Origin of the sequence: Halothiobacillus sp. DCM-1 (genome assembly GCF_045689735.1) — a bacterium.
Lineage (GTDB): Bacteria > Pseudomonadota > Gammaproteobacteria > Halothiobacillales > Halothiobacillaceae > Halothiobacillus.
The window spans coordinates 482,579-503,184 of sequence record NZ_CP142685.1 but is presented as its reverse complement, the minus strand read 5'-3'; the positions used below and the strand labels follow the sequence as shown (position 1 = coordinate 503,184).

19 protein-coding genes, 1 tRNA gene and 1 pseudogene are annotated in these 20,606 nt (G+C 60.0%); 5 read left to right on the top strand and 16 right to left on the bottom strand.

Annotated elements, in window-relative coordinates; genetic code table 11:
* Positions 1-16: 16 nt before the first annotated feature.
* From nuoF to VOI35_RS02330, 16 genes and pseudogenes are all read right to left on the bottom strand, one after another.
* Entirely contained in the window at positions 17-1,306 is a 1,290-nt protein-coding gene (gene nuoF / locus VOI35_RS02405) for an NADH-quinone oxidoreductase subunit NuoF (protein ID WP_407276310.1), read from the bottom strand.
* Between the two features lie 13 nt (positions 1,307-1,319).
* Positions 1,320-1,817: an NADH-quinone oxidoreductase subunit NuoE gene (nuoE, locus tag VOI35_RS02400; RefSeq protein WP_407276309.1), complete on the bottom strand. Its 498-nt coding sequence runs from the start codon at positions 1,815-1,817 to the stop codon at positions 1,320-1,322.
* Positions 1,817-3,070: an NADH-quinone oxidoreductase subunit D gene (locus tag VOI35_RS02395; protein WP_407276308.1), complete on the bottom strand. Its 1,254-nt coding sequence runs from the start codon at positions 3,068-3,070 to the stop codon at positions 1,817-1,819. Before VOI35_RS02395 ends, nuoE begins: the two co-directional genes overlap by 1 nt.
* A 3-nt stretch (positions 3,071-3,073) precedes the next feature.
* The gene (locus tag VOI35_RS02390; protein WP_407276307.1) at positions 3,074-3,793 is read right to left on the bottom strand and encodes an NADH-quinone oxidoreductase subunit C; all 720 of its coding nucleotides are present in this window, start codon (positions 3,791-3,793) and stop codon (positions 3,074-3,076) included.
* A 29-nt stretch (positions 3,794-3,822) separates the two neighbouring features.
* Positions 3,823-4,302: a NuoB/complex I 20 kDa subunit family protein gene (locus tag VOI35_RS02385; protein WP_407276306.1), complete on the bottom strand. Its 480-nt coding sequence runs from the start codon at positions 4,300-4,302 to the stop codon at positions 3,823-3,825.
* Positions 4,293-4,649, bottom strand: a complete 357-nt coding sequence (locus VOI35_RS02380; RefSeq protein WP_407276305.1) for an NADH-quinone oxidoreductase subunit A — start codon at positions 4,647-4,649, stop codon at positions 4,293-4,295. Before VOI35_RS02380 ends, VOI35_RS02385 begins: the two co-directional genes overlap by 10 nt.
* A gap of 111 nt (positions 4,650-4,760) precedes the next feature.
* Positions 4,761-4,845 (bottom strand) — tRNA-Leu (locus tag VOI35_RS02375).
* A 185-nt stretch (positions 4,846-5,030) separates the two neighbouring features.
* A pseudogene (gene secG / locus VOI35_RS02370) lies at positions 5,031-5,399 on the bottom strand (preprotein translocase subunit SecG); the annotation flags it as partial.
* Positions 5,400-5,408: 9 nt separating this feature from the next.
* On the bottom strand, positions 5,409-6,170 hold the full coding sequence (tpiA, locus tag VOI35_RS02365) for a triose-phosphate isomerase (protein ID WP_407276304.1): 762 nt from the start codon (positions 6,168-6,170) through the stop codon (positions 5,409-5,411).
* 138 nt (positions 6,171-6,308) lie between these two features.
* Positions 6,309-7,640 carry a phosphoglucosamine mutase gene (gene glmM, locus VOI35_RS02360; RefSeq protein ID WP_407276303.1) on the bottom strand — a complete coding sequence of 444 codons (1,332 nt, stop codon included), beginning with the start codon at positions 7,638-7,640 and terminating at the stop codon, positions 6,309-6,311.
* Positions 7,641-7,756: 116 nt separating this feature from the next.
* Positions 7,757-8,479 carry a c-type cytochrome gene (locus VOI35_RS02355; RefSeq protein WP_407276302.1) on the bottom strand — a complete coding sequence of 241 codons (723 nt, stop codon included), beginning with the start codon at positions 8,477-8,479 and terminating at the stop codon, positions 7,757-7,759.
* 170 nt (positions 8,480-8,649) lie between these two features.
* Positions 8,650-9,534 carry a dihydropteroate synthase gene (gene folP, locus VOI35_RS02350; protein WP_407276301.1) on the bottom strand — a complete coding sequence of 295 codons (885 nt, stop codon included), beginning with the start codon at positions 9,532-9,534 and terminating at the stop codon, positions 8,650-8,652.
* Entirely contained in the window at positions 9,512-11,461 is a 1,950-nt protein-coding gene (gene ftsH, locus VOI35_RS02345) for an ATP-dependent zinc metalloprotease FtsH (protein WP_407276300.1), read from the bottom strand. Before ftsH ends, folP begins: the two co-directional genes overlap by 23 nt.
* An 89-nt stretch (positions 11,462-11,550) precedes the next feature.
* Positions 11,551-12,174 (bottom strand): 23S rRNA (uridine(2552)-2'-O)-methyltransferase RlmE, encoded by a 624-nt coding sequence (gene rlmE, locus VOI35_RS02340; protein ID WP_407276299.1) that lies wholly within the window; start codon positions 12,172-12,174, stop codon positions 11,551-11,553.
* 134 nt (positions 12,175-12,308) lie between these two features.
* Complete coding sequence (locus VOI35_RS02335) at positions 12,309-12,770, bottom strand: copper chaperone PCu(A)C (protein WP_407276298.1); 462 nt, start codon at positions 12,768-12,770, stop codon at positions 12,309-12,311.
* A complete protein-coding gene (locus tag VOI35_RS02330) occupies positions 12,767-13,426 on the bottom strand; it encodes an SCO family protein (protein WP_407276297.1) in 660 nt (219 codons plus the stop codon). The genes VOI35_RS02335 and VOI35_RS02330 overlap by 4 nt, the downstream gene beginning before the upstream one ends.
* A 38-nt stretch (positions 13,427-13,464) precedes the next feature.
* Here VOI35_RS02330 and yhbY point away from each other — a divergent pair, with 38 nt between their 5' ends.
* The 5 genes from yhbY to VOI35_RS02305 all read left to right on the top strand — a co-directional run bounded on the left by yhbY (position 13,465) and on the right by VOI35_RS02305 (position 20,478).
* Positions 13,465-13,803, top strand: coding sequence for a ribosome assembly RNA-binding protein YhbY (gene yhbY / locus VOI35_RS02325; protein ID WP_407276296.1), 339 nt, complete (start codon positions 13,465-13,467; stop codon positions 13,801-13,803).
* A 9-nt stretch (positions 13,804-13,812) separates the two neighbouring features.
* Positions 13,813-14,487, top strand: coding sequence for a leucyl/phenylalanyl-tRNA--protein transferase (gene aat / locus VOI35_RS02320; protein ID WP_407276295.1), 675 nt, complete (start codon positions 13,813-13,815; stop codon positions 14,485-14,487).
* Positions 14,488-14,546: 59 nt separating this feature from the next.
* Positions 14,547-16,547 carry a cation:proton antiporter gene (locus VOI35_RS02315; RefSeq protein ID WP_407276294.1) on the top strand — a complete coding sequence of 667 codons (2,001 nt, stop codon included), beginning with the start codon at positions 14,547-14,549 and terminating at the stop codon, positions 16,545-16,547.
* Between the two features lie 83 nt (positions 16,548-16,630).
* Positions 16,631-20,074, top strand: a complete 3,444-nt coding sequence (gene mfd, locus VOI35_RS02310) for a transcription-repair coupling factor (protein ID WP_407276293.1) — start codon at positions 16,631-16,633, stop codon at positions 20,072-20,074.
* The gene (locus VOI35_RS02305; RefSeq protein WP_407276292.1) at positions 20,071-20,478 is read left to right on the top strand and encodes an RDD family protein; all 408 of its coding nucleotides are present in this window, start codon (positions 20,071-20,073) and stop codon (positions 20,476-20,478) included. Before mfd ends, VOI35_RS02305 begins: the two co-directional genes overlap by 4 nt.
* Positions 20,479-20,606: the final 128 nt, after the last annotated feature.

Below are 20,606 nucleotides of genomic sequence, written 5' to 3'. Positions count from 1 at the left end.
GATTCACCCTACTGCGTTAAACCGTGGCCAGGCCATCGGCAATCATGCTGCGGCCATGTTCGATGTAGTACTCGAACTCGGGGCGGAAATGTTTGAGGAAGCTGCGCACCGGCACAGCCGCCGCATCGCCCAAGGCACAGATGGTGCGGCCTTCGATCTTGCTGGCCACATCATCCAGGCGATCCAGGTCACTGCGTTGCCCTTTGCCTTCGACGATCCGGGTCAACATGCGATACAGCCAACCGGTGCCTTCGCGGCAGGGTGTGCACTGTCCGCAGGATTCGGAATAATAAAACCGGGAGATCCGCTGCAGGGCACGCACCATATCGGTCGTCTCATCCATCACGATCAAGCCCCCGGAACCCAGAAAGGTGCCCGCCTTCGCAATCGAGTCATAGTCCATATTGACCTTGAGCATGGCTTCGCCCGGAATGACGGGCGTCGACGAGCCCCCCGGAATCACGGCCTTGAGCCGACGACCACCGCGCACCCCACCCGCCATCTCCAAAAGCTCCGCGAACGGGAGCCCCATCGGAATCTCAAACACGCCCGGCTTGGCCACATGCCCCGACACCGAGAACAACTTGACCCCGCCACTGTTTGGCACACCGAGGTCAGCAAACCATTTGCCGCCGTTGCGCATGATCGCGGGGACGGAAGACAAGGTTTCGGTGTTATTGACCGTCGTTGGTCGGCCATACAGGCCAAAATTGGCCGGGAAGGGCGGCTTGAATCGGGGCTGCCCTTTTTTTCCCTCCAACGATTCGAGTAAGGCGGTTTCTTCGCCACAAATATAAGCCCCAGCTCCCAAGGAGCCGTAGAGATCGAAATCAATCCCCGTGCCCTGAATATTTTTGCCCAGCAGACCGAGGGCATAGGCTTCCTTAACGGCGGTTTCGAATCGACGAAACACGAGATCGGTAAACTCGCCGCGCATGTAGTTATAGCCAACCGTCGCGCCGATGGTGTAACCGGCAATCGCCATCCCCTCGACCAGCGCATGGGGATTATTCAGCAGGATTTGTCGATCTTTCGCCGTGCCCGGCTCGGATTCATCCGAGTTGCAGACCACATATTTCTGCCCCGGCGCATTGCGCGGCATAAACGACCACTTGAGCCCGGTCGGGAACCCCGCCCCGCCACGCCCCCGCAAATTGGAGGTCTTGAGTTCTTCGATGATCAACGCGGGATCGGTGCGCTCCGCCAGGATTTTCCGCCACGCAGAATACCCCCCAATCTTGAGGTAACTCTCCAGCGACCAGGGCTCGTCAAATTGCATCGTGGCAAAGCAGACTTGTTCACTCATGGCCGACTCCGGATTAGTTCAGGGCATCGAGAATGGCATCGACCTTCTCAGGGGTGAGCCGTTCGTAGTACACATGATCGACCTGCATCATCGGCCCGCCATCGCAGGCAGCAAGGCATTCTTCTTCCACCTTGAGATAGATCCGGCCATCTGGCGTGCTTTGCCCCATTTTGATGCCCAGCTTCTTCTCGCAGTGTGCCACGATGTCATCCGCCCCCATCAGGGCGCAGGAGATATTGGTACAAATCGAAACATGGTGCCGACCACAGGGTTTGGTTTCCAGCATTGAGTAAAAGGTCGCCACTTCATAAACAGAAATGGGGGGCAATTCCAGATACTCCGCCACGGCATCCATCAAATCGGTGGTCAGATACCCTTCATTCTGATGCTGGGTTTCCCGTAACGCCGCCAGCAAGGCAGACTGTTTTTGTTCCGGCGGATATTTACTGAGCCAATGATCGATTTCATGACGGGTGTGCTCCGTCAACAGGTGCAGCTTGCTGGCCTTCATTACCGATCCACCTCGCCAAATACAATATCCTGGGTGCCGATGATGGCCACCACATCCGCCAACATATGCCCGCGCGACATCTCGTCCAGACCGGAAAGATGCGCAAACCCCGGTGCCCGAATCTTGAGACGGTAGGGCTTGTTCGAACCATCGGAGACCAGATAGATACCGAACTCTCCTTTGGGATGCTCAACCGCCGCGTAGGTCTCGCCTTCAGGCAAACAGTACCCTTCCGTGAACAGTTTGAAATGATGGATCAAGGACTCCATATCGGCTTTGACTTCTTCACGACGCGGCGGCGCAATCTTGTGATTCTGCACCATCACCGGCCCGGGATTTTTCCGCAACCAGTCGATGCACTGGCGGATGATGCGGTTGGATTGGCGCATTTCCTCGACCCGCACCAGATAACGGTCGTAACAATCCCCCGTTTTTCCGACGGGAATGTCGAAATCGAGCCGGTCATACACCGCATAGGGTTGCTTCTTGCGCAGATCCCACTCGATGCCCGAACCCCGCAGCATCGGACCGGTAAATCCCAGCGCTATGGCTCGATCCGGAGAGATCACACCAATATCCACCGTTCGCTGTTTCCAGATGCGATTGTCTGTCAACAGGGTTTCATATTCATCGACATACGCGGGAAAGCGTTGAGTGAAATCTTCAAGAAAATCCAGCAGAGAGCCTTGCCGACTCTCGTTCATGCGGCGCACATCCCGCTCGCTATGCCATTTGGAGGGTTCGTACTGCGGCATCTGCTCGGGCAAATCGCGCGCCACCCCGCCCGGACGATAATAAGTCGCATGGAGCCGGGCACCCGATACGGCCTCGTAGCAATCCATCAAGTCTTCCCGCTCGCGGAAGGCGTAGAGGAACACCGTCATGGCGCCAATGTCGAGGGCGTGCGCACCGAGCCACAACAAGTGGTTCAGAATACGGGTCACCTCGTCAAACATGACGCGGATGTATTGCGCCCGCTCGGGAATCTCGATCCCAACCAACTGCTCGATCGCGCGCACATAGGCGTGCTCGTTACACATCATCGACACATAATCCAGTCGATCCATGTAGCCGATCGACTGGTTGTAGGGCTTGCTTTCCGCCAGCTTTTCCGTGCCACGGTGCAGCAGACCAATATGCGGGTCGGCACGCACGATGGTCTCCCCATCCATTTCGAGCACAAGACGCAACACGCCATGCGCAGACGGATGCTGCGGGCCAAAGTTCAGGGTGTAATTGGCGATTTCTGGCATGAATTATTTTCCCGTCCGGCCAACATAACGGCTATCGTGACGCTGCACTCGTGGAACCAGTACTCGCGGCTCAATCGAAACCGGCTCGTAAACCACTCGGTTTTTCTCCGGGTCGAAGCGCACCTCGACATGGCCAATCAACGGAAAATCCTTACGCATCGGATGACCGACAAAACCATAATCGGTCAGAATCCGCCGCAGATCCGGGTGATCCGTGAACACAATGCCGAACAGATCAAACGCTTCGCGCTCAAACCAGTTAACACCCGGCCAAATCGAAACGACCGAAGGCACCTCCGGCATGGCCGCGTCTTCGCAGGGAATGCGTACCCGGAGCCGCCAGTTGTGCGTGTAAGACAGCAGATGAGCCACCACCGCAAAACGGGGGCGGCTCTGATCCGCGGAAGGGAGCGCCTCCCCAAACTTCAACCGCCCATTACTGGCCGGTGCTACGCCACGGCTGTACCCCGTGCGCGAAACCGATTCCTCGCCAGCCCACTCCGGCTGACCATACTCAAGATAATCCACCCCGCACAAATCACTGCATTGATCAAAACGGGTGGCCGAAGACTGCGCCAATAATGCGGCGGCACGCAGCCAATCCGCCGCCCGCACTTCGATGGTGACTTCATCGTGCGCGACCACCAAAGACTGGATCATATCGCCCAGCGTGGCGGTCAATGCGGTCTGCAACTCCGGATCAAGCACTTGTTGGACAATCATTGTTCCGTTTACCCCTCAGGAACAGACGATCAGCCACGGGCGATCGTATTAGTGCGACGAATCTTGTTTTGCAGTTGGATGATGCCGTACAGCAAGGCTTCAGCCGTCGGCGGGCAACCCGGCACATAGATATCGACCGGCACAACGCGATCACAACCCCGGACGACCGCGTAGGAATAATGGTAATACCCCCCGCCGTTCGCACAGGATCCCATGGAAATCACCCAGCGAGGTTCGGCCATTTGATCGTAAACCTTACGCAGCGCTGGCGCCATTTTGTTGACCAAGGTACCCGCGACGATCATGACATCCGACTGACGAGGGCTAGGACGAAACACCACCCCGAAACGATCGAGGTCATACCGAGCCGCGCCCGCGTGCATCATTTCGACCGCACAGCAGGCCAGACCAAATGTCATCGGCCACAGCGAACCGGTTCGAGCCCAATTGATGAGTTTATCCGCCGAGGTGGTGACAAAACCTTTGTCGAATACGCCTTCTATTCCCATTCCAGCGCACCTTTCTTCCACTCGTAAACAAAGCCCACGACGAGGATCCCGAGAAAGATCGCCATCGCAATCAAACCAAAAGTACCGATTTGATCCAGCGCAATAGCCCAAGGGAACAAAAAGGCAATTTCGAGATCAAAGATAATGAATAGAATTGCCACCAAATAGTAGCGAACATCGAATTTCATGCGGGCATCTTCGAACGCCGCAAAGCCACATTCGTAGGCCGAGTTTTTTTCAGCGTCGGGCCGCGAAGGGGCTAACAACTTGCCACCAAACAACAAACCCAATGAAAACAGCGTAGCCACGCCGAAGAAAATCAGGATGGGAAGATAGCCTTCAAGCACAGGTCACCCTCTCAAGTTCACACGAACGCCGTTCGTGGTTTTTGCGCACAAACCAAATCCCAGCGCACAGCGTCAACTGTGGACTGAGTCGGCTCCCTCTTCTCATCAATTTGGTGCGGACGGTGGGACTCGAACCCACACAGCTTTCGCCACTACCCCCTCAAGATAGCGTGTCTACCAATTCCACCACGTCCGCGAAATCTTGCTCAGTGATCGGCCTCCATTCCGAGGCCATTCACTGCGCAGCCCGCCCGAACCATTTCCGATACGAAAACTGGCTCGGCACGAGCACTATCAATGCCCCACAGCAGCCCCCGGCGCAGCGCCGGATTTACCTTGATTCTCGGCACCCGGAGGCGACTGCTCACCGCTGACTGTGGATGGCACATCAGCAGGCTTACCTTGCTCCGCCGCCCCCGGAGTAGCAGGGACAGTTGAGGAAGGCGCAGAATTGGGCACGGTCGATGCAGGCTCCGTCTTTGGAGCGGGCACAGAATCTACCACGCTCGTCGGGTTGTGTGAAGCGTTAATGACATAGGCGAGGAGCAAACTGGTCGCAAAAAAAGCGACGACCAACCATCCAGTCAACTTTTGCAGAAAACTGGCCGCACCGCGCGCACCAAATACCGTCCCCGAAGCACCGGAACCAAAAGCCGCCCCCGCATCTGCACCCTTACCGTGCTGAATCAAGACCAGCCCGATCAGCACCAGACCAATCAGCACATGAATAATCAGAATCAAAATTTGCATGAAGTGCACTCAACGAGCATCGGCCGCAGCGCGGCAAATCGATAGAAATTCTTCGGCTTTCAGCGAGGCACCGCCAATCAGCCCACCATCAATGTCTGGCTGGGAAAAAAGCTGAGCCGCATTATCGGGTTTGACGGAGCCACCATATTGCAAGCGCACCATGCGTGCCACATGCGGGTTGTACTCCGCAAGCAATCCCCGAATAAATGCGTGCATCGCCTGAGCCTGATCTGGCGTCGCTGTCACCCCCGTACCAATCGCCCAAACCGGCTCATAGGCAATAATACTGCGCTCGAACGCTTGGATTCCGACGACATCAACTACCGCTCGCAGTTGCTGGCGCACGACAGCCTCCATCTGGCCGGCTTCACGCTCGGCCAGGGTTTCGCCGACACACAACACCGGGACAAGCCCAGCAGCCAAGGCGCGCACCATTTTGCGCGCAATGACCGCATCCGTTTCACCAAACAGTGCTCTGCGCTCGGAGTGCCCCAGAATCACATAATGACAACCCACCGCACGCAGTAAGTCCGCAGAAACTTCGCCAGTGTATGCGCCGCTGAGGTATTCCGCGCAGTCTTGCCCGCCTATCTGCAACGCAGAACCCGCCGCTTGACGCACCGCCGTGGGAATCAGCACGAACGGCGGACAAAGGCCAATTTCTACGGCATCCAGCGCCCCCATTCCCGACAGGACGGCACTCACCCAAGCCTCTGTTGAGGCGGGGCTTCCGTTCAGCTTCCAGTTACCGATCACCACCGGTTGACGCATAAGACAACTACTCTTTTTTACCAGCGCGCGGCGAGAAACACGCCAAAGCACTCACGACCCGTTTCAAGGGTGCGTTAGGGTACTGGCGACACGCGATGAAATCAATGGTTACGCACGAAATTTACGCACGAAAACGGCTCATTCCCCCGTCGTTCGGCGAACCGCCGCCGCAATCTCTTCCGCATAGCCGGTGACTTCTGCCTTCTGCTCTCCCTCCACCATGACCCGAATCAGCGGTTCGGTGCCTGATGCGCGTAGCAATACCCGTCCACGATGGCCGAGCGCTGCTTCAACCGACCGCACCGCTGCCACAATTGCGGGCGCAGAGAGATCTACCGCACGCGGGGTGCGCACATTCACCAGCGTTTGTGGAAACAAAGTCATGCCGGATGCCAGCTCTGCCAGCGCAAGCGACTGGTGCTGCATGGCCGCCAAGACTTGCAAGGCGGCAATGATGCCATCGCCCGTGGTATGCCGATCAAGACACAGAATGTGTCCCGACGATTCCCCGCCCAGCAGCCACTGCTGTCGACGCAGCTCTTCGTGCACATAGCGGTCACCGACCTTGGCCCGCGTGAAGGGCAACCCCAGTGCCGCGACGGCCTGCTCCAATCCGAGGTTGCTCATCAAGGTGCCAACCACCCCACCGCGATAGCCCGCATGGGCAACACGATCCGACGCGATGATATAGAGCAGTTGATCGCCATCGAGCACACGCCCTTGGTTATCCACCAGCAACACCCGATCGCCATCGCCATCCAGCGCGATCCCCAGATCGGCTCGAAATTCGCTCACCGCACGAATCAGCGCAGCGGGCTCGGTTGACCCGACCCCATCGTTGATATTCAACCCGTCCGGCTCAACCCCCATCCGGATCACTTCAGCACCCAATTCGGAAAAGACGCGGGGCGCGACTTGATAGGCCGCACCATGCGCACAGTCAACCACCACCCGCAGACCCGCGAGCGACATCCCGATTTCCACCGTACTCTTGCAAAACTCGATATACCGCCCCGGGGCATCATCGATTCGTTGCGCTTTCCCCAGCAAAGCCGATGGCTGGATGGTCATCGGTTCATCGAGCATCGCCTCAATTTCTGCCTCGATGGCGTCGGGCAACTTTTCACCGGTGGCAGAAAAAAATTTCACGCCATTGTCGTGAAAGGGATTGTGCGAGGCGCTGATGACCACCCCGGCAGACGCCCGAAGCGTGCGCGTGAGGTACGCAATCGCCGGGGTCGGCATCGGCCCCAACAGCCGCACATCAACGCCGGCCGCAGAAAATCCCGCCTCCAGCGCCGACTCGAACATGTAGCCCGAAATCCGCGTGTCTTTCCCAATCAGCACCCGTCGCTTGCCTTGCTGACCCAGGACACGCCCGGCCGCCCACCCTAGTTTCAGTACGAACTCTGGCGTCATGGGCCACTGTCCGACCGCGCCACGCACACCATCCGTTCCAAACACTTTCATTGGGCTCGCTCCTCACTCATTACTCCGAACGCGCACATCATAAGCCCGCAATAACGAAAAAGCCGCCCATAAGGGCGGCCACAGCCTGCTGAAACGCAGCCAGTCCGAGTATCGGCTTACTCGGATTGCGGCATATTAACTTTGGCGCCCGGCTTGTCCATCTGATAGATGTAGGCCGCGACATCGCGGATTTCATCCGGCGTGAGGTACTTGGCTTGGGCATTCATCACATAGGAGTATTTACCCAGTTGCTTACCCGACTTGTACATTTCCAGCATCGAAGAGACCGCAGACATCGGCATGCCCGCCAGCTTCGGGGCGTTTAGCAACTTGCCGCCCTCGCCTTCCATGCCATGACAGACCGCGCAGGTAGAGAAAATGGCATGGCCAAAGCCCACATTGGCGTCCGCAGAAACCATAGCGGGCGCAGGGGCGGCAGGCGCTGCTGCAGGTGCAGCAGCAGCCGGCGCCGCACCAGCGGGCGCTGATCCGCCCAAGGTCGCGATGTACGCTGCCAGATCCGCGATATCTGCAGGCGACAGGCTAGCTACCTGCGGCGCCATGGTGCTGTAACGCGCGCCCCCCAGATTATGCTTCTTCAGGGTGGCCATATCGCCCGCCTTGAACGCAGTCAAAATGGTTTCCGCATCTGCTGCAGACAGGTGAGTCAAATCGGGGAATGCGCCCCCATTCCCCTTACCATCAGCTCCGTGACAGGCCGCACAGGTGGCGAATTTGGTTTTGCCCGCAGCGGCATCACCAGCCGCCAGGGTCACCAGCGGCTGAACCATCAAGCCGCCCAGCGCAACGGCCAGCAGCGAACGACGCAACATCTTCATAAGTGTGAACTCTCTATCTATTTTTTTTCGATCAATCACCCGCGAACCGCATGACGCCAGCCCAGCGGATACCCCCAACCTTCGTAAAATATCAGAGAAGCCTAATAAGGGACAAACGAATGCGGTTTATGGGGCAGTAATTCCATGAATAACTTAGTCAAGACATGGACTCAAAACGGCTCGATCGCAGCGAACAACCGAAGCGCCTGGGCGGTTTCCCGCACATCGTGCACGCGCACAATGCGGGCGCCCCGCTCCACGGCCAATGCGGCCAGCACCGCACTCCCCAGCACACGCTCGGCGGCAACCGGCAAATTCAACAGCTCGCCAATCATGCGTTTGCGCGACACACCCACCAACAAAGGGAAACCCAGCGCAGCCAGCTGCGACAAGCCCCGGAACAGGGTGTAATTCTGGGCTGAATTTTTGGCAAACCCAAAACCAGGATCCAGTACGATCTGCTTGGGATCGATTCCCGCAGATTGAGCCGCCTGCACGCGGGACATCAGCTCATCACGCACCTCGGTGACCACCGAGGCATACCGGGCGAGCTCGTCCATGCTGCCCGGTTCACCCCGTGAATGCATCAAACAGACAAATACCCCCGCTTCGCGCACCAGCTCGGCGGCAGTGGCCAACGCATAAGGCCGCGACAAGGCACGCACATCGTTGATCAAGGTAGCGCCCGCCACCACCGCAGCCCTCATGACACGCGGCTCACTGGTATCGACTGACAAAGGCACGGCGAAACGGGCAGCCAGTGCCTCGATGACCGGAACCACGCGCGATAACTCCTCTGTCACCGAGACCGGCGTCGCGCCTGGGCGAGTGGACTCACCGCCAATATCGAGCAAATCCGCGCCGTCCGCGATCAAACGCGCCGCGCGATCGATCACCCGTGCCAATTGCAATTGACCGCCATCAAAAAAAATCCCCCCGTCCGAGAAGGAATCGGGGGTGACATTGACGATGGCCATGATGCACGGCGTCTGGCCGTGCAGTAGGCTGCGCGTGTGCGCGATCCGCGAGGCGTCAGTGGGGGGTTGCTGAGCCACCAATGGCACCCGACGACCCAAGTTCCCGGCCTGCCGAAGCCCCATCACCGGCCAGAGCACCGGGGGGAGGCGTCGGAGATTGCCCCGAGGACGTCCCACCCTTGCCCCAGTCCGCCGGCTCGCGCACAGGTCGGCGCGCCATCAAGTCATCGATTTGCCCCACATCGATGGTTTCGTACTTCATCAGAGCTTCTGCCATGGCATGAAGGATATCGATGTTATCGGTCAGCAACTGATGGCACCGCTGGTAATTTCGGTCAATCACCGCGCGGATTTCCTGATCGATCACCCCGGCCGTGTTATCCGAAATATTGCTTCCCGGCACCGAGCGGCCAAACATCATCTCGCCATCTTCCTCCGAATAGGCGAGTGTACCGAGCTTGTCGGACATTCCCCACTTCGTCACCATGTTGCGCGCGATTTCCGTCGCCCGCTCGATGTCGTTAGAGGCACCCGTCGTGACCGCTTCCGCGCCAAAAATCAGTTCCTCGGCAATCCGACCCCCAAACAAACTGGAGATATTCGATTCGAGCTTGCGTTTCGAGTAGCTATACCGATCCTGATCCGGCAGGAACATGGTGACGCCAAGAGCACGCCCCCGCGGAATGATGGAAACTTTGTACACCGGGTCATGCTCCGGCACCAACCGCCCGACGATTGCGTGCCCGGCCTCGTGATAAGCGGTGAGTTTTTTCTCGTCCTCACTCATCGCCATGGATTTGCGCTCCGCACCCATGATGATTTTGTCTTTGGCGCGCTCAAGATCGGCCATGACCACTTCGTTTTTATTTGCCCGCGCCGCGAACAAAGCGGCCTCGTTGACCAGATTGGCTAAATCCGCCCCAGAAAACCCTGGCGTACCCCGTGCCAGAAGGCTAGGCTCGACATCCGCCGCCGCAGGCACCTTGCGCAGATGCACTTTGAGAATCTGCTCACGGCCGCGCACATCGGGCAGGCCGACGATCACCTGACGATCAAACCGACCTGGGCGCAGCAACGCCTTGTCCAGCACATCCGGGCGGTTGGTGGCGGCGATGATGATAATGCCTTCATTGCCCTCAAAACCGTCCATTTCGACCAATAGCTGGTTCAGCGTTTGCTCGCGCTCATCGTGCCCGCCGCCCATGCCAGAGCCGCGATGCCGACCGACGGCATCGATCTCGTCGATGAAAATGATGCACGGCGCATGCTTTTTCGCCTGGTCGAACATATCCCGCACGCGCGATGCCCCCACCCCGACGAACATTTCGACGAAGTCGGAACCAGAGATCGTGAAAAACGGCACCTTGGCCTCACCCGCTACCGCCTTGGCCAGCAGCGTTTTACCTGTGCCCGGTGGCCCCACCATCAGCACCCCGCGCGGTACCCGTCCGCCCAGACGTTGGAACTTGCCGGGGTCGCGCAGAAAATCCACCAGCTCCACCACATCCTGCTTGGCTTCATCGGCACCCGCGACATCGTTGAAGGTCACCTTGACCTGATCCTCACCCATCAAGCGCGCCTTGGATTTACCGAAACTCATGGCACCGCGTCCACCACCGCCCTGCATCTGGCGCATGAAAAACACCCAGATGCCAATGAGCAGGAGGAACGGGAACCACTGGATGAAAATCGTCATCAACAACGACGGCCGCTCGGGCGGCATGGCGTCAATCTTGACATTGTTCTTCAACAAATCGCCGATCATGGCGCGGTTATCGGTCTCGGGGCTGTAGGTTTCGAAGGTCGCCCCGGAGCTCGTTTTACCGGTGATGGTTTTGCCCTCGATCACCACCGATTGGATACTACCGCCATTCACATCGCTCAGAAATTGCGAGTAACTCATCGGCATACTCGCCGTGGAGCGCGAGCTGAAGCTGTTAAAGACGGTCATCAACACGATGGCGATGACGACCCACACCAGAATGTTTTTGGTCAAATCGTTCAACGATATTCCCTCTGCACTAGGCCACAGCACCCTGGGTGCTGGGCGTTATCGACGAGCGCCACAATACGCCCGCTGTTTGTTCATTAACCTTATACCACGCGCTTGCCACGCGCCACCAAATACACTTCACGCGACCGGGGGCGCGAGGCTTTCGGCTTGCGCACCAACACGCTGTCGAACTGCTGCCGCGCCGCGCGCATCAGGGCATCAAACCCCTCGCCCTGAAACACCTTGCTCACGAACACGCCCCCCGGCTTCAGCATACGATGGCAAAAATCCAAGGCAAGTTCCGCCAGATACATCGCCCGGGGAATATCCACCGTTTCCACGCCACTCATGTTCGGTGCCATATCGGAGATCACCAGATCGACGGGCTGCCCGGCCAACGCCGTCGTCAGCGCCTCCAGCACTGCGTCATCGGAAAAATCCCCCTGCAGCACGGTCGTATGGGCGAAATGATCCATCGGCAAGAGATCGAGCGCAAAAATATGTCCGCGATCCCCGACCACGCCAGCGGCATATTGTGTCCAGCCGCCGGGGGCGGCGCCCAAATCCACCACCCGTTGCCCCGGCTTGAGAAAATGATCACGCTCATTCAGTTCCATGAGCTTATAGACCGCGCGGGATCGATACCCTTCCCGCTGAGCCCGGAGGACGAACTCATCCCGGAAATGTTCTGCCAGCCAGCGCTGGCTGCTGCTCGAACGAGCCATAGCAACGCCTAATCACCAAATAATTTGCGATTATCGTAAAAATCACGCCCAACACAAAATACAACGCCCGCACAAGCGGGCGAGGGCGGGCGACCAGATCATCGACTGCTCGCCGGGATGGTGATGCGGCCCACTCAGTGCTGCATGCCCCCGTTCATCATCTCCGCACGCTTTTTCACCGGCACAGTCAGCGTTTCATGGCTGCCATCGGCGAAATACAGGGTCACGGGAATGGTCATACCGGCCTTGATGGCCTGTTCCGGCCCGATCAGCATGATGTGATAACCGCCGGGTGCCAGAAGCGTTTCTCCGTGCGCCGGCACCTGAATTTCTTTTTGCTCGATCATTTTATGCATGCCGTTCTCTTCGATCGAACGGTGCAACTGCACTTCCTTAAAGCCCGGCGCGGTTGCTCGCACCAGAGCCTCCGGCTGATCGCTGGTATTTTTCATCGTGAGAAACACCGCGCTGGCCATCGCCCCGGGGGGTTGTTCGGGAATCCAGGCACCCGAAATTGCGGGCGCCGCCAGTGCATTACCCAGCCCCATCAACCACACTGCCGCCAACCAACCAGATTTTTTGATTACAGGATTCATTGCACCACCTCGTCGAAGAACTGAACCAATGCCTTGGTCATCGCCGCCGGATCATGCGGCGACGGCAACAAGGCGACCATTTTGCCTTGCGGCGAAATCAGCCGATACCCTGTATCGTGATCGATCTCATAGCTCACACTGCCCGGCGCATGCGGCGCAATCCGATACCCGGCCTTCAAGGCGCCGGTCACCGCATCGATCGAGGCTCGGCTGCCCGTCATGCCGATAAACGAGGGGTCAAAATAATGGGCGTATTCTGCCAGCCGTTTGGGGTGATCCCGATCCGGATCCACCGAGAGAAACACCACTTGCCAATGCACACTCGGCAGTGCCTTTTTCAACTTCGGCAACAACTCGGCTAGAGCGGTCAGCTCGGTAGGGCAAATATCCGGGCAAAAGCTGTAGCCCACATAGAACAGCGTCCAGTGATCGCGAAACATCTGGGGCGTCTCCAGCGCACCCGATTGCGCGGTGAACGCCGCCGCAGGCACCGTGACCGGCGGATTCATCGGACGCAAGACCAACAGATCCGGGGACTGATAGGCCGCGAGGCGTGCCGAAGAAGGTTCCACCGTGTTGATGTCTTTTTGGCCACAACCAGCCAATGACACCGCGATCAACCCCGCAACCACCCACCGTCGCCATCGTCTATCCATCGTGCCCCCTGCTTACGGCTGTCGGAAAAGGCGTTAATATGCCGCCACTTGCACGCTGGACTCAATGCGTGATTTCACACACCACCCTGAAGATCGCCATGCCCCTGAATACCAAACAAAAACAGCTGCTGCGCGCTGAGGCGCATCACTTGAATCCCGTCGTTCTGCTCGGCCAGCATGGGCTGACCGACGCCGTTCTGGCGGAAATTGATGCCGCACTGACGACCCATGAATTGATCAAGGTGAAAATTGCCGGGCAAGACCGGGAAGACAAAAAGGCGATCATCGAGCGCATCACCGCCGCCAGCGGCGCGGAACTGGTGCAAACCGTCGGGCACATCGCCGTACTGTTCCGGCCGCGTCCGGCGAAGGGCTGATGCCCCGGCATGATGCTGCCCTTCCTCAGTGAAGGCCCGCAGGCCGACCCCACCGACTTCCCGCCCGTCCGTCAAGCCTTGCGCGAACCCAATGGTTTGCTCGCCGTCGGGGGCGACCTTTCCTTACCCCGCTTGCTGGCAGCCTATGAACGCGGCATCTTCCCTTGGTACAGCGCGGGCGACCCGATTCTGTGGTGGGCACCCGACCCCCGCACGGTGCTGACCCCAGAGCGTTTTCATCTCTCGCGTTCGCTAGACAAATGGCGCCGTCAGGGGCGCTACCGGATCACGGTCGATCAGGCCTTTGCCGAGGTCGTCGCCGGTTGCGCTGCCCCAAGGGCAGACCAGGACGGCACCTGGATCGTGCCCGCGCTATTCGACGCCTTTCTCGCGGTGTTTCATGCCGGATATGGGCATTCCGTCGAAGTCTGGCAGGACGATCGCTTGGTGGGCGGGCTGTTTGGCGCGCGTTTTGGCCGTGCGGCATTTGGGGAGTCGATGTTCAGTCGTGCACCGAATGCGTCCAAATTCGCCCTGGCCGCCATCCTGCGGGATCAGGTCTGGGGACCGATCGACTTTCTCGATTGCCAGTTCAGCACCGCACATCTACTCCGCCTCGGCGCGCAGGAGTGGTCACGCACCCGCTTCATGCACCGGCTGAAACTCGCCATGCAGGATATTTGACGCCCGCCAGCCTGCACCGTACATTCAATCTCATTCCGCTGCCCCAAGGTTCCTGTTCAATGCCACATCACGATGTCATGGCCTCACTGCTGATCTTGCTGATCATTTCGGTGATTGCCGTCGTCGGGTTGCAGCGCTTGCGGCTGCCGGCCATTCTGGGCTACCTCCTAGTGGGCGCCATTGCCGGGCCCTATGGCCTCGCCCTGATTGGCAACCTGAGCGATATCCACCTGATCGCCGAGTATGGCGTCGTGTTCCTGCTGTTCATGCTCGGCCTGGAATTTTCCCTGCCCCGGCTGATCGCCATGCGCCGCGCGGTCATCGGCATGGGCGGCGCCCAGGTGCTTGCCACGGCGGCGGTCACCGGCCTCACCGCCTGGTTTATGGGGTTTTCCCCGGCGGCGGCATTCGTGCTCGCGGGGGTCATGACCGTTTCTTCCACGGCCATCGTCATCAAACAGCTCGGCGACCAGCTCGAAATCAACAGCCGCCACGGTAATAACGCCGTGGGGGTGCTGCTGTTTCAGGATCTCGCAGCCATTCCGTTTTTGATCATCATCCCGGTACTCGGCGCCACCATCGGCCGATCGGTGGATACCGCCGCCGTGAGCCTGAATATTGGCCTGACCATCGGCGCCGGGGTGCTGGCCGCCGTCGTCCTGTTCTTCGGTGGCCGCTGGGTGCTGCGCCCACTGTTCCGGGAAATCGCACGCTCACGGTCGGCCGAGCTGTTCACCCTCGCCGTGCTGCTGGTGGTTCTCGGTGCGGGCTGGCTGACCAATCAGGCCGGTATTTCGTATGAACTCGGCGCTTTCCTGGCGGGTATCGCCTTGTCCGAAACCCAGTACAAACATCAGATCGAAAGCGATGTCCGCCCGTTCCGCGATGTGCTTCTGGGGCTGTTTTTCATCACGATCGGCATGATGCTGAATGTGCGCGAGCTGCCGCAGGTGATCGGCTGGGTGTTACTGCTGCTCGCGCTGCTGATTCTGGTGAAAACCGTGATCGTATTTTTGATTGGCCGTTCGATGGGCGAGGAGCCGGGGGTGGCGCTGCGCACGGGGCTCGTCCTCGCCCAGGGCGGGGAATTTGGTTTTGCAATGCTGGCGATCACCGCGCCGCAAATCATGACGGATTTCGAGCGCCAGATGGTGCTGGCCGTGGTGATCTTTTCGATGGCGCTCACCCCGATCATCGTCAAATTCAATGGCCGGATCACCAAGGCGATCGTGCCGAGCTATCAGAAGAAACGCCGGGAAAATCAGGCACAAATCGACCAGTTCGCCCAGGATATGCAGGGGCATGTGGTGATCTGCGGCTTTGGCCGCGTGGGGCAGAATGTCGCGCGCCTGCTGCAAAGCGAGGGGTTTGAATACACCGCCATCGAGATCGACCCGGACATCGTCCAGCAGGCGCTGCAAGCCGGTTTGCCCGTGCATTACGGCAATTCCACCCACACGGACATCCTGCGGGCGGCGGGTCTGGGACGCGCCCGGGCGCTGGTGGTCTCCCACCTCGATCAAACCGCCACGATCAAAACCGTGGAAGCGGCGCGCAGCCTGTCCGAGACGATTCCCATCATGGTGCGCGCGCGCAGCGATGAAGAACTCGACCCCCTGTTCCATGCGGGTGCCAATGAAGTCGTCGTCAGCATCTACGAAATGAGCCTGGTGCTCTCCGGTAATGTGCTGCGCGCGCTCAATGTGCCGGTATCCAAAATTCTGCGCCAGATTCAGGAAATCCGCCGCGAGCATTACGCCCCCCTGCGGCATACCTATACCAGCAGCCGCGACCGCTCCAATGAAGATTTTCTGCCGCTGGCACCGCGCACCCTGCGCAACATCACGCTCGTCAAGGGCGCCTACGCGATCGGCCGTACGCTGGAAAGCTGTCTGCCGGCCAGCCGGACCATCGTTGTCGATGCCATCAACCGTGGCGGCATTCGCGGAGAAACCCCCCAAGGCGACACCGAGCTGTTGGAGGGCGACATCCTGACGCTCTACGGCGCGCCGGATGAACTCGACACCGCCGAGCATTTTCTGCTGTCCGGCCGGGAATAAACCCGGAAAACCGACCCGAACGGCTGCATATCACGCACAAATCAGCCAGAATCCCCGCCCATTCCTCCTAAGCCTCTTGAGTCATGGCCGCCACGCTTCCTCGTCCCACCCCCTTGCCCGATCGCGCCGAACACCCCGTCTTCTTGCGCGCCGCCACCCTGCTGGGCACCGCACACAGCATCGCGGAACTGGCGCAACGCAGCCCCCAACCGCTGCTGGTGATCCTGCCGGACAGCCGTACCCTGAGCGAAATGGCCGAAGCGCTCCAATTGTTCGGCCAACCCAGCGAGGCATTCCCAGACTGGGAAGTGCTACCGTATGACCGTTTCTCGCCGCATCAAGACCTGATCTCCACCCGCCTCGCCCTGCTGTGGACGCTACCGCACCGCAGCCAGGGCATCCTGCTGGTGGCCGCGCAAACGCTCCTGCAGCGCATGGCACCCCCGGCCTTCATCGCCGGGCAAGGCTTCGTTCTGAAAAAAGGCGATCGGCTCGACCCCCATCGCTACCGCGAACAACTGATTGCGGCGGGCTACCTCGCCGTCAGCCAGGTGATGCAGCCGGGTGAATTCGCCCTGCGCGGCGGGTTGATCGATGTCTTCCCCATGGGCATGAACCAGCCGGTGCGGATCGATTTATTCGATGACGAAATCGATACCCTGCGCGGGTTTGAGCCCGAGACCCAGCGCTCGACCGAACCCGTCGAGGCGATCACCGTGCTGCCCGCCCGGGAATTTCCGCTCAACGATACCGGCATCGCCACCTTCCGCCGCCAATGGCGCAACCGCTTCGAGGGCGACCCTACCCGCAGCCCGGTTTACAAACAAATCAGCGAGGGGCTGATTCCAGCGGGCATCGAAACCTATCTGCCCCTGTTTTTTGAAGAAACCTCCACCCTGTTCGATTACCTGCCCGCCGCCACGCGCGTGTTTGTGCTGCCGGGCGTTGAGGACGCGATCGAGCGCTTCATCGGCGAGACGATTCATCGTTTCAGCCAACGATGTGGGGACATCGCCCACCCGATTCTGCCCCCGGAAGCGCTCTACCAAACCGCCGACGAATACCGCCAGCAACTCAAGCGCTGGCCGCGCTGGGAAACCGTCAGCACGGACGATCCCCGCCTGCCACAGGCCATCCACCTGCCCCACCGCCCGCTGCCCGCACAACCCGCCGTCACGCGCGCCGAGGACGAGCTGGCTCCGCTGCACGCCCTCCGGCAGCAATTCGACGGCCGAATCTTGCTGACCGCGGAAAGCCCGGGGCGGCGCGAAGCCCTGGCCGAGCAGCTTCGTCACCAGGCACTCAACGTCCCCGTGTTCGACCGCTGGGCGGATTTTCTGCAGCATGACGCCCCCCTCGGCCTGATCCTCTCGCCCATCGAACACGGCGCAGTGCTGCACACCGCCGAGGGCGAGATCGCCCTCGTCACCGAAACCGACCTGTATGCCGAACGGGTTGCCCAGCGGCGCAAACGCCCGGCGCGCACCCGCGATGCCGACGCGCTCATCCACAACCTGAACGAGCTGGCGATCGGCGCGCCCGTCGTGCATGAAACCCACGGCGTGGGGCGGTTTGCCGGGTTGTCCACGCTGGAGATGAACGGCATCGCGCAAGAGTTTCTGGTGCTGCACTACGCCAACGAGGACAAGCTGTATGTGCCCGTCTCCGCGCTCGATCTCATCAGCCGCTACACCGGCGGCGATGAAGAACACGCCCCCTTGCACAAGCTCGGCAGCGGCCAATGGGAAAAAGCCCGTCGCAAAGCGGCCGAGCAAGTGCGGGATGTCGCCGCCGAACTGCTCGACATTCACGCCCGACGCGCCGCCCAGCGGGGCGAAGCCTTCCCGCTCACCGAGGAATATGCGCGTTTTGCCGAAGGCTTTCCCTTCGAGACCACGCCCGATCAACAACTCGCGATCGACAGCGTGCTCGCGGATCTGGCTCGGCCACGGCCGATGGATCGGGTGGTGTGCGGGGATGTCGGCTTCGGCAAAACCGAAGTCGCCATGCGCGCCGCCTTCGCCGCCGTGATGAATGGCAAACAGGTGGCCGTGCTGGTGCCAACCACCCTGCTGGCCGAACAGCATCTGCGCAATTTCCGTGATCGCTTCGCCGGCTGGCCCATTCGGATCGAAGGCTTGTCCCGGCTGACTTCCAGCAAAAAAACCAGCGAAGTCACCGATGACCTCAAACAGGGGCGAATCGATATCGTGATCGGCACGCACAAGCTGCTGAGCGACGGCCTGGATTTCCGGCAGTTGGGGCTGGTCATTATCGACGAAGAACAACGCTTCGGCGTGCGCCATAAAGAGCAGCTCAAACGCCTGCGCGCCGAAGTGCACCTGCTCACGCTGACCGCCACGCCGATTCCACGCACCCTGAACATGGCACTCAGCGGCATTCGGGATTTGTCGATCATCGCCACCCCGCCCCGAGAACGGCTCGCGGTCAAAACCCTGGTCTTGCAATGGGATGACGCCCAAATCCGCGAGGCCGTCCAGCGCGAGCTCAATCGCGGGGGGCAGGTGTATTTTCTGTATAACGAAGTCAAAACCATCGACAAAATGGCCGAGCAACTCCAGCGCCTCATCCCGGAAGCGCGGATCGCCATTGCCCACGGCCAGCTCTCCGAACGCGCGCTGGAACAGGTGATGGCCGACTTTTACCACCAGCGATTCAACCTGCTGCTCTCGACCACCATCATCGAATCGGGCATCGACATTCCCACCGCCAACACGATTCTGATTCACCGCGCCGATAAATTCGGCCTGGCGCAGCTACACCAGCTGCGCGGGCGGGTCGGGCGCTCGCACCACCGCGCCTATGCCTACCTCATCACGCCAGACCCCGCGCAGATGACGCCGGACGCCCTCAAGCGGCTCGATGCCCTCGCGGCGCTGGAAGACCTCGGCGTGGGCTTCACCCTCGCCACGCACGATCTGGAAATCCGGGGCGCAGGCGAACTGCTGGGCGATGGCCAGTCCGGCCAGATGCAGGAAGTCGGCTACACGCTGTACATGGAATTGCTCGACCGGGCGGTCAAGGCACTCAAATCCGGCAAGCAGCCGGATCTCGCCGCCCCACTCGAACGGCATACCAGCGAGATCGACCTTGGCCTGCCCGCCCTGATTCCAGAAGAGTTCGTCCCCGATGTCCACACCCGGCTGATTCTGTACAAACGGCTATCGAGCGCGACCGACGACGCGGCCATCGACCAGCTCAAGGTCGAATTCATCGACCGCTTCGGCCTGCTGCCAGACGCCGCACAAACCTTGATCGAAACCCATCGGCTCCGACTGTTGGCGCGCGCGCACGGCCTCAAGAAAATCGAGTGCGCCGCCGGGGGCGCCCGGCTGGTGTTTCGCCCGGACGCAGCCATCGATCCGGCGAAACTCGTCCGCCTGATTCAGCGCGAACCCCAGCGTTTCAAACTCCAGGCCGAAACCCTGAAGGTCATCGAACCCTTGCCGGATCTTGCCGCCCGCAGCCGCCTGATCCGCCAGCTACTGAGTGAGCTCGCCGCATGACGCCCGCCCCCCTCTGGCGCCGCGCCGCCGCCTTGTTTTATGACAGCCTGTTCGTGTTGGCCGTGCTGATGCTCGCGACCCTGATTTTCGTAGCGGCCAATGGCGGCCAGGCGGTGCCGCCCAACGGGATACTCAGCACGGTCTATCGGCTTTGGCTGCTGCTCTGGGTCGGCGCGTATTTCGTGCTGTTCTGGTACTGGGGCGGGCAAACCCCCGGCATGAAGGTCTGGCACATCCAGGTTTTACTGCCGCAACAGCAGCGCCTGCGCCGAAGCATCGCCCGATTTTTCTTGGGTCTGCTCAGCCTCGCCCTGGCAGGCATCCCGTTCTGGCTTGCCGCCCGCGATCCCGAACGGCGCGATCTCTGGGATCGACGCCTCGGCGTCCGGGTGATCCGTCGATAGGCAGCCATACCGCCAACCCCTCGTGCCCCGCGCGCAGATGCGCGGGGTGTCAGCCGGAAATTTTTCTATGGTATAAACCCAACCAGTTGCCGGGCAGCGGCGGGGCTAGCAAAATCAATCTTGAGATG

What these genes read in the sequence shown, in the direction of transcription:
- nuoF (WP_407276310.1), bottom strand. Translation starts at nt 1,306, where the DNA reads ATGAGTGAACAAGTCTGCTTTGCCACGATGCAATTTGACGAGCCCTGG.
- nuoE (WP_407276309.1), bottom strand. Translation starts at nt 1,817, where the DNA reads ATGAAGGCCAGCAAGCTGCACCTGTTGACGGAGCACACCCGTCATGAA.
- VOI35_RS02395 (WP_407276308.1), bottom strand. Translation starts at nt 3,070, where the DNA reads ATGCCAGAAATCGCCAATTACACCCTGAACTTTGGCCCGCAGCATCCG.
- VOI35_RS02390 (WP_407276307.1), bottom strand. Translation starts at nt 3,793, where the DNA reads ATGATTGTCCAACAAGTGCTTGATCCGGAGTTGCAGACCGCATTGACC.
- VOI35_RS02385 (WP_407276306.1), bottom strand. Translation starts at nt 4,302, where the DNA reads ATGGGAATAGAAGGCGTATTCGACAAAGGTTTTGTCACCACCTCGGCG.
- tpiA (WP_407276304.1), bottom strand. Translation starts at nt 6,170, where the DNA reads ATGCGTCAACCGGTGGTGATCGGTAACTGGAAGCTGAACGGAAGCCCC.
- glmM (WP_407276303.1), bottom strand. Translation starts at nt 7,640, where the DNA reads ATGAAAGTGTTTGGAACGGATGGTGTGCGTGGCGCGGTCGGACAGTGG.
- VOI35_RS02355 (WP_407276302.1), bottom strand. Translation starts at nt 8,479, where the DNA reads ATGAAGATGTTGCGTCGTTCGCTGCTGGCCGTTGCGCTGGGCGGCTTG.
- rlmE (WP_407276299.1), bottom strand. Translation starts at nt 12,174, where the DNA reads ATGGCTCGTTCGAGCAGCAGCCAGCGCTGGCTGGCAGAACATTTCCGG.
- VOI35_RS02335 (WP_407276298.1), bottom strand. Translation starts at nt 12,770, where the DNA reads ATGAATCCTGTAATCAAAAAATCTGGTTGGTTGGCGGCAGTGTGGTTG.
- VOI35_RS02330 (WP_407276297.1), bottom strand. Translation starts at nt 13,426, where the DNA reads ATGGATAGACGATGGCGACGGTGGGTGGTTGCGGGGTTGATCGCGGTG.
- yhbY (WP_407276296.1), top strand. Translation starts at nt 13,465, where the DNA reads ATGCCGCCACTTGCACGCTGGACTCAATGCGTGATTTCACACACCACC.
- aat (WP_407276295.1), top strand. Translation starts at nt 13,813, where the DNA reads ATGATGCTGCCCTTCCTCAGTGAAGGCCCGCAGGCCGACCCCACCGAC.
- VOI35_RS02315 (WP_407276294.1), top strand. Translation starts at nt 14,547, where the DNA reads ATGCCACATCACGATGTCATGGCCTCACTGCTGATCTTGCTGATCATT.
- mfd (WP_407276293.1), top strand. Translation starts at nt 16,631, where the DNA reads ATGGCCGCCACGCTTCCTCGTCCCACCCCCTTGCCCGATCGCGCCGAA.
- VOI35_RS02305 (WP_407276292.1), top strand. Translation starts at nt 20,071, where the DNA reads ATGACGCCCGCCCCCCTCTGGCGCCGCGCCGCCGCCTTGTTTTATGAC.